General features: G+C 34.9%; 12 protein-coding genes. 9 read left to right on the top strand and 3 right to left on the bottom strand.

What is annotated here, in order from left to right; all coding sequences use genetic code 11:
- Positions 1-330 precede the first annotated feature (330 nt).
- The 4 genes from BLS98_RS09385 to BLS98_RS09400 all read left to right on the top strand — a co-directional run bounded on the left by BLS98_RS09385 (position 331) and on the right by BLS98_RS09400 (position 4269).
- Positions 331-783, top strand: a complete 453-nt coding sequence (locus tag BLS98_RS09385) for a hypothetical protein (protein ID WP_089735855.1) — start codon at positions 331-333, stop codon at positions 781-783.
- 373 nt (positions 784-1156) lie between these two features.
- Entirely contained in the window at positions 1157-2062 is a 906-nt protein-coding gene (locus tag BLS98_RS09390; RefSeq protein ID WP_089735858.1) for a helix-turn-helix domain-containing protein, read from the top strand.
- 87 nt (positions 2063-2149) lie between these two features.
- A complete protein-coding gene (locus BLS98_RS09395) occupies positions 2150-3151 on the top strand; it encodes an aldo/keto reductase (protein WP_089735860.1) in 1002 nt (333 codons plus the stop codon).
- A 125-nt stretch (positions 3152-3276) separates the two neighbouring features.
- Positions 3277-4269, top strand: a complete 993-nt coding sequence (locus BLS98_RS09400; RefSeq protein ID WP_089735862.1) for an MBL fold metallo-hydrolase — start codon at positions 3277-3279, stop codon at positions 4267-4269.
- Positions 4270-4581: 312 nt separating this feature from the next.
- Here BLS98_RS09400 and BLS98_RS09410 read toward each other — a convergent pair whose 3' ends face one another.
- From BLS98_RS09410 to BLS98_RS09420, 3 genes are all read right to left on the bottom strand, one after another.
- Positions 4582-6750 carry a TonB-dependent receptor gene (locus BLS98_RS09410; RefSeq protein WP_089735866.1) on the bottom strand — a complete coding sequence of 723 codons (2169 nt, stop codon included), beginning with the start codon at positions 6748-6750 and terminating at the stop codon, positions 4582-4584.
- A gap of 274 nt (positions 6751-7024) precedes the next feature.
- Complete coding sequence (locus tag BLS98_RS09415) at positions 7025-8341, bottom strand: YncE family protein (protein WP_089735867.1); 1317 nt, start codon at positions 8339-8341, stop codon at positions 7025-7027.
- Positions 8319-10535: an NADP-dependent isocitrate dehydrogenase gene (locus tag BLS98_RS09420; RefSeq protein ID WP_089735869.1), complete on the bottom strand. Its 2217-nt coding sequence runs from the start codon at positions 10533-10535 to the stop codon at positions 8319-8321. Before BLS98_RS09420 ends, BLS98_RS09415 begins: the two co-directional genes overlap by 23 nt.
- Positions 10536-10861: 326 nt before the next feature.
- Here BLS98_RS09420 and tpx point away from each other — a divergent pair, with 326 nt between their 5' ends.
- From tpx to BLS98_RS09445, 5 genes are all read left to right on the top strand, one after another.
- Positions 10862-11365 (top strand): thiol peroxidase, encoded by a 504-nt coding sequence (gene tpx / locus BLS98_RS09425; RefSeq protein WP_089735871.1) that lies wholly within the window; start codon positions 10862-10864, stop codon positions 11363-11365.
- A 72-nt stretch (positions 11366-11437) separates the two neighbouring features.
- The gene (locus BLS98_RS09430; RefSeq protein ID WP_089735873.1) at positions 11438-12013 is read left to right on the top strand and encodes a Crp/Fnr family transcriptional regulator; all 576 of its coding nucleotides are present in this window, start codon (positions 11438-11440) and stop codon (positions 12011-12013) included.
- A 67-nt stretch (positions 12014-12080) separates the two neighbouring features.
- Positions 12081-12770: an alpha/beta hydrolase gene (locus BLS98_RS09435; protein ID WP_089735875.1), complete on the top strand. Its 690-nt coding sequence runs from the start codon at positions 12081-12083 to the stop codon at positions 12768-12770.
- 84 nt (positions 12771-12854) lie between these two features.
- On the top strand, positions 12855-13202 hold the full coding sequence (locus BLS98_RS09440) for a VOC family protein (protein ID WP_089735877.1): 348 nt from the start codon (positions 12855-12857) through the stop codon (positions 13200-13202).
- A 141-nt stretch (positions 13203-13343) separates the two neighbouring features.
- Positions 13344-13748, top strand: coding sequence for a glyoxalase superfamily protein (locus BLS98_RS09445; protein ID WP_089735879.1), 405 nt, complete (start codon positions 13344-13346; stop codon positions 13746-13748).
- The last annotated feature ends 14 nt before the right edge of the window (positions 13749-13762 follow it).

The following is a 13762-nucleotide window of genomic DNA, read 5'->3' on the forward strand; positions in this document are numbered from 1 at the left end:
ACAACATCCATATCAATAGGAGCGGGCTTTAATCCGCTCTCACCATAAATATCCATTCATCTGGCTTTAGCCAAAACCTAAAATTGCAGATGTAATATATAATCCCATGGCTTGATATTTAAGCAAGAAACCTGTATCTCGCTTCTCTGTTTAATAATATATACAACTTGTTTACCAGCAATTAATAATCACGAAAATCATTAATATTTATAAATTATTTAAAAGATAATCAGTTATTTATAATTTTCATTAACAAATATTGGGAATTACAATCAATAATTGGCACTTTAATTGACTATCTCATCATGTTTAATTTAAAAGAGGAATGAAATGAAAAAGTTATTGCTAACCGCATTTTTGGTTGGGACGTTCAGTATGAGCTATGCCCAATCAGATTATTATAATGATTATAGAAGAAGTATTTCAGATATCAACTGGCAGACAGTGGTTGCAGATCTGCTGCTTTCCACAACACAAGCCAATCAGGTGTATGCACTAAATGACAGATACCGTAATTATGATTCTTGGAATAGAGTCTATGTCGTAGAGCCGGGAAGATGGAGAGGAGACCGATATTCGGAATTGGAGAGAATTCTTGGTAGAGAAAAATATATTGTTTTTAAAAAGAAATATTATAGAGGAGAGAACCCTGTTATTGTATACGGGAAAAAAAATGATTATAAAAAATACCGTAAAGAGCAGGAAAAATACTATAAAGAAAGATCCAAATATTACAAAAAACAAAATAAACACAACCATGGACACCATGGTGACTGGGATTAACCATTATCAATTTTTATATATATTCACTATTGAAATGGCTGGCATTCGTGCTGGTCATTTTTTGTTATGAATGATATAGTTGGTAAACATCTATATACATATCTACATCAATAAGAATGAGCTTTGGCCCGTTCAAATAAATAAAAGACTCATCACTCAGCTTTAGTCAAAACTTAAAGATTCTACAGCTTATTTGATATCCCAAATAGACATTAATAAGGTTTATACAGTCAAATAGTTTATATAAAACATCATTAAATATTAACGAACAACAGAGCTTCCATCCTCCATCTTCCTACTTCCTACCTATTAATTAATTCTCAATTTAAATAAGTATACATCTTAATTTGTTTGAATTTTATAACTTTGAGATATGGAATCCAACGAATCAATACAAGGTTTTTATGAACGAAATGCTCCCGGCTTGGGACTTCTGTGTTTAGGAGCAAACAAAATGGGGCACTTTAATGTGTTTTCGCGTGATCATTGTTCTCTGTTATCACCCTACAGCAGAAGAGATTATTATAAGATTTCATTGATTATAGGAAAAGGTAAGCTTCATTATGCAGACAAATGGATCTATGTAGACCGTCCTGCATTGTTGTTTTCCAATCCTATTGTTCCTTATTCCTGGGAAGCAGATGATGATGATCAGAAAGGCTGGTTCTGTCTTTTTACAGAATCATTTCTACAGAATGGAAGTCGTTTAGGAAATCTTCAGGATTCACCATTGTTTAAAATTGGGGGAACTCCGGTTTTCTTTTTGGATGAAGATCAGCAGAAAATACTTTCGGATCTGTATATCAGAATGATGACGGAAATTGAGTCGGATTATGTTCACAAGTATGATATGTTGAGAGCCTATCTCCATCTGATGATTCATGAAACCATGAGAATGCATCCGGCAGAAACGTTTGAGCCTTATCAGAATGCATCCCAAAGAGTAGCATCCTTATTTATGGAGCTGCTGGAAAGACAGTTTCCGATTGACAGCCCTGAAGCTTTTTTTAAGTTAAAAACACCCAATGATTACGCTCAAAGCCTATCTATTCATGTCAACTCTTTAAATCGTTCTGTAAAAGAGATTACAGGAAAGACTACCAGTCAGCAGATTACAGCAAGAGTGATACAGGAAGCAAATGCCTTATTAACCCATACAGACTGGAATATTGCTGAAATAGCCTACGGATTGGGCTTTGAAGAACCTGCATATTTTACCAACTATTTTAAAAAACAGACTGGAGTAGCTCCCAATGCCCTAAGAACAAACCTTGTTTGATTTTTATAATTCTTAGTTTGAATTCTATATCGCACGTGGCTGTTTCATGTTCTAATTTTGTCCTATAAATTTAAAACCAAAACCATTATGAAATTTAAAAAATTAGGAAATACCAGTGAACAACTTTCTGCTATTGGATTAGGCTGTATGGGGATGAGCTTTGCTTATGGCCCGTCAGATGAACAGGAAAGTATCAGTACTTTGCACAAAGCATTAGATTTAGGCGTTAACTTTTGGGATACAGCAGATATGTATGCTAATGGAGAAAACGAAAAGTTAATTTCTAAAGTGTTAGTCCCGAACAGAGATAAAATTTTTATAGCTACTAAATTCGGATTCAGGTTTAAAGGGGGTGTTGCTAGTCATAGTGGTGCTCCGGGAACTTATTTTGATGGCTCTCCGGAATGGATCAGAGAAGCGGTGGACTTGAGCCTTCAAAGGTTAAAAATAGATACCATAGATCTGTATTATGCACATAGAGTTGACCCAAATGTTCCAATAGAAGAAACTGTAGGCGCTATGGCAGAGTTGGTGAAAGCAGGTAAAGTGAAATATTTAGGATTATCTGAAGCTTCTGCAGAATCTATTAGAAAGGCTAATAAAATTCATCCAATTGCTGCTTTACAGTCAGAGTATTCTATCCTTACTAAAGATGTTGAAAATGAGATACTGCCAACCATCAGAGAATTAGGAATTTCATTGGTTCCCTATTCACCACTGGCAAGAGGTCTTTTTGCTAATATCAATGAAGTACAGAATCTTGGTGATGATGATTTCAGAAAGTCATTACCTCGTTATCAGCAGGAATATCTTGAAAATAACACAAAATTGGCTAATGAAATCAATGAGTTTGCAGCTTCCAAAGGGGTAAAAGGAACTCAGCTGGCATTAGCATGGGTATTGAACCAAGGAGATGATATTATCCCAATTCCTGGAACTAAACGTATCAAATATCTGGAAGAAAATGTTGCTGCAGCTAATATTGAGCTATCGCAGTCAGATTTGGATACCATTGATGCCATTCTGAAAAAATATCCTAATGTAGGAGAAAGATATAATGAAGGTTCAATGAAATTGGTTAATAATTAACGACTATACTTACACTGAGTTTCTGAATGGCAGAAACTCAGTTTTTCTATACAATACATGACATTTACTGACGTAATCCATTTCTAGAGATGTTATTGTAGTAATGTTAAAATACTATTTAAACTATGAATAGAAGAGAATTATTAAAGAATGGTCTGCTCGCAGGAACATTAAGTTTTATCCCTTTTTCCAATGTATTTGCAGAAACAAAAACAATCCCTAAAAAAACAGAAGATGATCTCTCCGGTTTTAAAAAGATTAAACTGGGAGAATTAGATTTGTTTATTCTAACAGATGGCTATATTCATGAAGAGAACCTAAATTCATTTTCTCCAAGAGGAAATATTTCTGAATTGAAAGCAATTCTTAAAGACAACTTCCGGGCTGATAATTATATTGATATGGCTGTTAATATCCTGCTTGTTAAAACAAAAGAAAAACTAATCCTGATGGATACAGGTATGGGGGTTTTTGCTGATGAAAGAACCGGATTTTTATTAAAAAGTCTTCAGAAAGCAGGGTTTTCAGCAAACGATGTTACGGATGTTTTGCTCTCTCATGCCCATCCGGATCATATCGGTGGAGTAGTAGATAAGCAGAATAAACTTGTTTTTCCCAATGCATCTGTTTTTATTTCAAAAATAGAACATGATTTTTGGATGAATGCTTCCATTAAAGATTTTAATAACAGCGCTTTGAAAGCGCATCCCGAAATGCTTAACAAGATCATTCCAGCTCTTCAGAATATATTGAAAGCTATTCATCCAAAGTTGAAATTTTATGATTTGGACAAGACACTGTATAATCATTTCAATTTTCAGTTAGCTCCAGGACATACTCCTGGTTTAACTGTTACTACAATATCATCAGGGAAGGAAAAGCTTATCTATATTGCTGATCTTATTCACTCAGATGTTATTCTTTTCCCTCATCCTGATTGGGGATTTTCAGGAGATACAGATTTGGATATTGCTACTGCTTCCAGAAAGAAGTTTCTTAAACAGCTGGCAGATACAAAAATCAGGGCATTTTCTTCTCATTTACCATGGCCGGGGTTGGGCTTTACAAAGATAAAGGCTCCAGAATTCGAATGGATTCCTGAGAGTTTTATGAATTAAGACAGGAGATTTAAGGTGCCCGAGAATAGGAAAGTATCCACCATAATTAGTAAAGTGTAAAGAAGGAATCTAATACTTTTATTGATCTCTATTCGTAAAGAAGCAGTGATATTCCCCTCCTCTGGAGGGGTGTCAGATTGAAAATCTGACCGGGTGGTTAACTGATGGCTGTTAAAATATTTAATAAGAGCGGGCTTTAGCCCGCTCTCACTATAAAAATCATTCATCCGGCTTTAGCCAAAACCTATTTTAGCGAAGGCAGCTCAAAGGTTTCAAAATACCATTTGTCATTCTTAGCCTGTTGAAGAATCTCTAAAAATTATACTTCAAATTGAATCCGGTAAAAAAATACGCCTTACTGGATCCGGGATTAACATCTGTATAAATAGCCGGATTGTTATATTGGTTATCCTTATCAGTATCATTGATGCTGTTTCCGTAGAAAAGGAAGGTGTAATTGATTTGACTGGTAAGATTATTGCCAGCTACAAAAACATCCAGATCCCATTGATTGAAACTGTGTTTATAACCGATCTTGGAGTTTAAAAGTCCAAAGCTTTTCACCTTATTGCTATTGGTGAAGTCTGTGTAAACACTTCCCATATAATTATAGGTATTCTGCCAGTATAAACCGATGCTGGTATCAAAATCTAAGCCTACAGATACCTTTGTTTTAGGAACACCTACCACATTGGCTTTATCTCCGGTTTCTTTAAAATAAGTTGAATATTTAAAATCATTATAAGTATAGCTTACAAAAGGCTGAATTCTTGAAATGAATAAGTTTTTAGGTTTGTAAGAATAGCCTACACTCATCTCCAGTCCTTTATTTTTTTGTTCTCCAGTATTCGCCCAATATGTATAAGGTGTTTGTTCCGGATTAGACATTCTTCCGCCTAATTGAGTAAGTTTATCTTTAATATTGATACTGAATAATGAAAACTGATAATCTATTGAAGTATCATCTATCAGTCCCTGAACACTGAAATCCCACATTTTTGCTTTTTCTGCAACAAGGTTATCATTTGTCACATTCAGGCCGGTGATGAAAGCAGTAACAGAAGTAGGAGCGTTATATCCTTCACTGTAACTAAGGTTGAAGATCTGGTTATTCCAGGTTTTCTGCAAAGCAAAATGAGGACTTGCCACTGCGCTGAACTTCTTATCAAACGATAAATCTTTATTGTAAAGATCTTTACCATTAACAACAAACAAGCCCGGAAGTGCTAAGAGGTCCTTTCTTTTATAGCTAAGTTGGTTGATGCTTACTCCTGCTAGGAACATTAGGTCCCAAGGTTTATAAGTGATTTTCTCAACTGCAAAATAGTTGGATTGATTGTTGGTGTTATTAAAGTATGAACCATCGTATAAAGGCCTTAAGACAGGTTCTTCTGTGATTTTTACACTTTTATAGCGATAATTGGTAATGGTAGATTGAGATTGCTGGATTTCAACCCCAAATTCCGTCTGGCTTTTGAAATACTCCCACTCCTTATTAAATTCAAATACGGATCTTAGACCATAATTAGAAAAAGATGAGGTTTCATTAGCTCCGGCAGCAATTCTTTCCCCTGTTGTACCTGTATAGAAAACGGTGGTGTTATTTTTGAAATTGGGAGTAATCTTCCAGATATGTCCGATTCCTACCCTTGAAGTAACAAATTTTGTTTTCGCCCCACGTCTGATGTAGGCAAAGTTTCCATTATCAATCCCATTATAATAATCATCATAGGAAATCTGGCCGGAAACCTGTTCCAATGAATTACCATGAGAAGCCAATAATGTTATCTTCTGACTGGAATTAAGCTTAAACTCTCCATTGATATTATAAAAGTTTTTAATACTTTTTCCATGAGGACGATATCCGTCACTTCCAATATGTCCATAGTTGGCTGTAATGGAATGATTATCTCCCACACTTGTTGCAGAAGTAGAACTTTGAAATAATCCGAAAGAACCAGTCATAAACTGTTCTGAAACAGAATTTCCTTTTTTACTTTCCGGCTGCATATACAACCGTACAGCACCTCCGGCACCTCCGCCGTATAATGTTGCCGCAGGACCCTTAATAACTTCTATACGATTGACCAGTCCGAAATTGACATCATCCAACACCGTAACACCATCAGCTCCGGTAAGCGGAATATTGTTGAGATACATTTTGATCCCCCAGTTGTTAAATTTTTGATCATTTCCATAGCCTCGGATGACAATTCTTTGTCCACCCAGCTGGGTTCTTTTTTCTACCTGAACTCCCGCCATAGTATTAAGGCTTTGTTCTATAAAGGCAGGATTATTACGATTGATTTCATACTCAGAAATGATTTCTGTAGATTGTGCGTGTTTTTTAAATTCTTCCCTTTCTTTTATAACTTTTGATCTTGCATGGATAGCCACTTCATCAATATGATTTTCATTTTCCTGGGCATTAGCAAAAGCGATGGTTGATAAAGAAAGAGCAAGGATGTAGATTTTTTTCATTAAGACAGTCTGTTTTTTACAAACATATTGAAAAAATGGGAAATCTGAAATGAGTATTGTTTTATTTTTAATATTTAGATGGAGTATTGATAATTCGATCTGCGTATTGACGAATTCTATTTAAAATGATTTGATTTTTATTTGAGTTATCCTAAAATAAGAGTGAATAGTTGTGATGCTATTTTTAATGTTTATACAGTATTTTAGGGATTCTTAATTTAGGTGGGACCTTTCAATAAAAAAGCCTCTCACGGGGTGAGAGGCTTTTATTTATTTATTTATTTAATATTTCCACTATTACATTCACAGGTGGATCTAAATAGTAATTGTTGATCGCATAAGCATTTGTTGAACTTAAAGAAACAATCTTATTTCCATAGCTAAATACTTTAAAAGGATATCTTTCGGTACTGATTGAATTGACTTTTGCATAACTGTTTAGATTATAAAGTTCAATACTTTTTTTATCAGTTCCGGCAATGATATTGTTGGTGTCAAAATCAAAGCTTGTTAATCCTGAATTTCCTCTAGGAAGATTTCCTGTAAAAACTAAATTACTATCGTATATAGCACCTTCTATAGCTGTTAAGAATCCATTCCCTCCTGGCAAAGCTTCAAATATTTTATGATTTAAAGGATGATCACCATGGTATTTATCTTCAAATCTATTGACAAATGTTCCATCTGCATTATAATTAAAGCGAACTAGATTAGTTGGGCTTATACCTGTCGTAATATAAAAGAAGCTTGAATTAGTGTTGGCTACCTTTTTTATTCTTCCAAATTGATAGTTTCCATTTGTTGATACTAATTGTTTAGTTGCTCTGTCGAAACATTTTAAGGATACATTGGAAATGTCTCCTGTTGTTCCATACAACTTGTCATTAGCCAATACAACACTTGTAACATTGTTTCCAAAGTTAATCTGGTCTTTCAATGATAAATCACTTGTATTGTAGATATACACCCATCCGTCATTTCTTGGTACATATAATTCCTTTTGTCCTCCAAAAGTACCAAGGAAAGGATAACCTAATGTAGCTCCAGTAGAAATTTCTTTTACAACAGAGCCTGAGGTCACATCATACTTCATGATGTTTCCATTGTCTCCAAATATAAACATATTTCCATTGTCTGAATCAAACAAGGCATCTGTAGGCCGGATATTAAGTAATTTAATACCCGGTCTTTTATAGGTGACAATATTACTCTTTACACTTTGCCCATTAGTGGTATATCCGGTTATTTGATAATCCAGATAAGAAGTATATGGAATATTGTTATCAATTTTTACAAATGTATTTCCTACTTCCTGGTTTAATGATCCTTGGGTTCCATTTTCAGAAGTTTTTCTTGAAAATTGAAAACTTTGGTACGTATTTTTACCAGTGGTAGTCCATTCCAGTTTTAATGTGTTTTCATCAACCACCACTACTTCCTTTAGAATTATTTTTTCTTCCGGTGTAACTGGCTGTGGTATGATGATAACTTCATCAGAATTGCTTGAACATGAAATAAATAAAGTGAATAAGAAAGATAAAAATCCTATTTTTTTGATATACATATTCTTAAATTCCGTCAATGATTTCATTTAAAACAGTGCTAGGTCTCATTGCTGCGTATGTTTTATACGTATCAGTCTTGTAGTAACCTTCAATATTTTGAGGCTTACCTTGAGCACCAATTAATTCAGCATTAATTACTTCTTCATTTTCCTGCATTGCAGCCGCAATTGGAGCAAACTGAGCTGCTAGTTCAGCATCAACAGTTTGGTTAGCTAAAGCTTCAGCCCAATACATTGCTAAATAGAAGTGAGAACCTCTGTTGTCAATCTGACCTACTTTTCTTGCAGGAGATTTATCGGTAGCTAAGAATTTAGCGTTAGCTTCATCCAGTGCATCCGCTAAAACCTGAGATTTTGTATTCCCTTGAGTTTGTGCTAAATGCTCTAAAGATGCCTGTAATGCTAAGAATTCACCTAGAGAATCCCATCTTAAATATCCTTCTTCAAGGAACTGCTCAATGTGTTTTGGAGCGGAACCTCCGGCACCAGTTTCAAATAAACCACCACCATTCATCAATGGAACAATAGAAAGCATTTTAGCAGAAGTACCAAGTTCAAGGATTGGGAAAAGGTCAGTTAAGTAATCTCTCAATACGTTTCCTGAAACAGAAATAGTATCCTTACCTTCTCTTGCTCTCTTAAGCGTTTCAGTCATAGCATCTTTTACATCAAGAATTCTGATGTCAAGACCTGTTGTGTCATGATCTGCAAGATATTTTTCTACTTTTTTAATGATTTCTCTGTCGTGAGCTCTTCCTTTATCTAACCAGAAAATAGCCGGAGTATCAGAAAGTCTTGCTCTGTTTACTGCTAATTTTACCCAGTCTTGGATAGGAGCATCTTTAGTTTGGCACATTCTGAAGATATCTCCATTTTCTACTTTCTGAGAAAGAAGAACATTTCCAGCCTCATCCTGAACTTCTACAGTTCCTTCAGCAGACAATTGGAAAGTTTTATCGTGAGAACCATATTCCTCAGCTTTTTGAGCCATTAAACCAACGTTTGGAACAGATCCCATTGTTGTTGGGTCTAATTTCCCATGCGCTTTCATATCGTCAATTACAGACTGATAGAAGCCAGCATAAGAACGGTCTGGAATGATGCAAACTGTATCTTCTTCGTTTCCGTCTTTGTTCCACATTTTACCTCCACCTCTTACAAGAGCAGCCATAGATGCGTCAACAATGATGTCAGAAGGAACGTGGAAGTTAGTAATTCCTTTGTCAGAATTTACCATAGCCACTCTTGGTCCTTCAGCCAATGCTTTTTCAATATCAGCTTTAATGTCAGCTTCCTGAGCATTTCCTTTGATTTTTTCAAAAAGATCAGCAAGACCGTTATTTGGGTTAATATCTAAAGACTTGAAAGTCTCAGCATATTTAGAGAATACATCTTTAAAGAAAGTTTCTACGATAGCCCCGAAAATAATAGGGTCAGAGATTTTCATCATTGTAGCTTTAAGGTGAGCAGAAAGAAGTACATTTTTCTTTTTAGCTTCCTCAATAGCCTCCTGAACGAATACTTTCAAAGCATTAACGTTCATTACAGAAGAATCAATTACTTCACCAGCCTGAAGACCTGCAAAGTCTTTCAATACTGTTTCTCCTTCATTTCCTTTGAATACGATTCTATATTTTGTTGCGTTTTCTAACGTTGTAGAGTTTTCTGTTCCGTAGAAGTCACCATTATTCATGTGAGCTACGTCAGTTTTGCTGTCAGAAGCCCAATCACCCATTCTGTGAGGATTTGCTTTTGCATAGTTTTTAACAGCTTTTGGAGCACGTCTGTCAGAGTTTCCTTCTCTTAATACAGGGTTTACAGCACTTCCTAAAACCTTTGCATATTTAGTTTTAATAGCTTTCTCTTCATCATTCTTAGGCTCTGCAGGATAATTAGGTACCGCGAAACCTTTTCCTTGTAATTCAGCAATAGCTGCATCCAATTGAGGAACAGAAGCAGAAATGTTTGGTAATTTGATAATGTTAGCATCCGGTTGAGTGGCCAATTCTCCTAATTCTGCCAAAGCATCACCAATTTTCTGGTCATCCTTTAAAAACTCAGGGAAGTTAGCTAAGATTCTGCCTGCCAGGGAAATATCCGGAACAGCGATCTCGATGTTTGCTGATTTAGTGAAAGCTTTTACAATAGGTAAAAACGAGTGAGTAGCCAGCATTGGTGCTTCATCCGTTAATGTGTAGTAAATTTTTGATTTTTCTGACATTATACTGTTATTTATTATTTGAAATTAAAGTCCCACAAATTTACTAAATATGATTGTTTTTTTAGAAGATTTTTAAATAAAAAAAGAAGCAGAAAGCTTCTTTTTGATTTTTATATCCGAACAATTGTATATTCTCTGTTCCTTTAAAATTGATATTAAATTCAACTTTGAAGTTTTTAAGAGAGGAAGTTGGGTTGGGAATTGCATAAAAAACTGATGGCCAGTCTAAAGTGTTTTTATTTTCACTTTAAGATTAATTTAACCTTATATTAGATAGAAAAATTTTCTATTTTGATTAAATTTGAAAAACTAAAAAAATAAATATTATGTCAACGACAATCACTTTAAAAGGAAACGAAGTACACACAATAGGAACATTACCAGCCGTAGGAACCATGGTTAAAGATTTTGCATTGGTTGATTCAGGACTAAATGTGAAGACTCTTGAGACTTTTGACGGAAAAAAGAAAGTATTCAATATTTTCCCAAGTATTGATACACCTACTTGTGCAGCTTCTAGCAGAAAATTCAATGAAGAAGCTTCAAAATTGGATAATACTGTTGTAATCAATGTTTCTAAAGATCTTCCGTTTGCATTAGGAAGATTCTGTGCTGCAGAAGGATTAGATAAAGTTGAAACCCTTTCAGACTTCAGAAGCAGCTTTGGTGATGATTATGAGGTAACTATTACAGATTCTCCATTGAAAGGTTTATTAAGCCGTGCGGTAATTGTTACAGATGAAAACAATAAAGTGGTTTACACTGAACAAGTTTCAGAAATTGCTAACGAACCTAACTATGATGCAGCATTAGCGGCATTGAACAAATAGTAGAAATAATATTTGTAAAAGTCTTGTGAAACTGATTTGCAAGGCTTTTTTTGAATCCAAAAAACACAATATATGATGTCAGAACATTACGAAAAATATGGAGAACTCTTTCAGGTAGATCAGGAGCATTTTGATGAATTTTATAGCCTTCTTAAAGATACTAGGCTTTTAAAATCAAACTTTTTCTTAAAACAAGGTGACAAGTGTAAGTATCTTGGTTTTATTAAAAAAGGAACGATAAGGAGCTTTTATATCAATGACCAGGGTAGAGAAATCAACTTTGGATTCTATTTTGAAAATGAGTTTTTTACAGATTATGAAAGCATACTTTGTGATACTGTATCCAAGATGAATATTCAGGCATTGGAAAATTGTGAGATTTTACTGTTGAGTAAAGAACAGCTTCAGGCATTATATCAGAAAGAAGCGTATTGGCAGAAATTTGGCAGGGTAATGAGTGAGAAAATTTATCTGGATGCCAAAAAAAGAATTGATGACCTATTATGTCTTTCTCCAGAAAAAAGGTATTTAAACCTTCTAAACAAACAGCCACTTCTCTTTCAGAAAATAGCACAGAAACATATTGCAAGTTATCTGGGAGTCACAGAACAATCATTGAGCAGAATACGGAGCAGGATTGTAAATTAACTTAAGTTAACGTCCAACGGTATTTTAGATTGTAGATTTACATTACTAAACTTTAATATTTAACATCATGGAACAAAAAGATTTAACCATTATTTTGGTACACGGAGCTTGGGGAGACGGATCCCACTGGCAATACGTTATCCCTTCTTTAGTAAAAGCTGGGTATAAAGTAAGAAGCGTTCAGAATCCTCTTACGTCACTGCAGGATGATATTGATAAAACAAAAGATCTTATTGATGCCCAAGAAGGGAAAGTCCTTTTAGTAGGGCATTCTTATGGTGGGGCAGTTATTTCAGGAGCCGGAAACCATGACAAAGTAGCTGGGTTGGTTTATATTGCCGCTTTTGCGCCTGATGCCGGTGATAGTTTAGGAGCTCTTTTAGGAAGAAGAGAATCTCCGGGTGGAGCAAGTATTTATCCTGATAATAAAGGCTTTTTATGGATCAAATATGATGAGTTTAAATCCGCTTTCTGTCAGGATCTTGATGATGAAAAAGCGTTGGTAATGGCATTATCACAAAAGCCGATCCATGGACAGTGTTTCGGAGATGCAGCAGGAGAACCGGCATGGAAAACAAAACCAAGTTGGTATCAGATTTCATCGAATGACCATATGATTCCGGCTGAAACGGAAAAAGAAATGGCAGAACGTATGCAGCCTAAAAAAATCATTACATTGGATGCTGGGCATGCTTCATTAGCTTCACATCCTGAAGAAGTTACGCAATTGATTTTAGAGGCAGCATCTTCTCTATAAAATATAAATTAATCATAAATACATATAAAGCTCTGGAAAATTTTAAGTATTTTCACAGAGCTTTTTTTATGAATAAAGATCAAAATGGTAAAAAGAATCGTAGCCAATATAAAAACGAGTGATCTTACAAAAGGGAATCACTTTTATCAGGATATTTTAGAACTTGATGTATTGATGGATCATGGCTGGATTAAAACCCTCGGAACTGATGAAGAAGCAAAAGTACAGATCAGCTTTGCAGAACAGGGCGGAAATAATACCGAAGTTCCGGATTTATCCATTGAAGTAGATAATGTGGATGAAATCTATGATAAAATGAGGCAGGCCGGCTTTGAAATTACCTATGAAATCACCAATGAAGATTGGGGGGTAAGAAGGTTTTTTGTGAAAGACCCATTCGGAAAAGTAATTAATATTTTATCCCATCAATAAATAAAAGTATAGAATTTTATTCAATAGGATCGGACTATAATCCTGAGCGTAGTCGAAGGAAGCCCGCTTTCATAAAAAACAAACCATGGTCTGGCTTTAGCCAAAACTTAAAAATAATCCCCCAAAAACCTTAATCATATTATGAAAGCAGAACAAATTATTCCTGTCCTCAGAATTTTTGATTATCAAAAAATGCTGGAGTTTTATATTGACTGGCTAGGCTTTGAAATTATCTGGGAACATCGCTTTGAAGAAAATATGCCTGCTTATATAGAAGTTAAAAAAGACACTATCATTCTTCATTTGAGTGAACATCATGGAGATGCAAGTCCCGGAAGCAGTATTTTTATCTGGGGTGAAGGTGTTGCGGAATATCATAAAGAACTCATTGATAAAAACTACAAATACAACCGACCGGGACTTGAAAAGACCTTTTATGATGCCATTTCTTTCACCGTAAATGATCCGTTTGGAAATAAAATTATTTTCAATGAAAAATTTGATGCAGAAAAGCATAGAATTTTAAAGTTCGATTTGGTTGATTAATACCATTCATTCAA

Source organism: Chryseobacterium jejuense, assembly GCF_900100075.1.
GTDB classification, from domain to species: domain Bacteria; phylum Bacteroidota; class Bacteroidia; order Flavobacteriales; family Weeksellaceae; genus Chryseobacterium; species Chryseobacterium jejuense.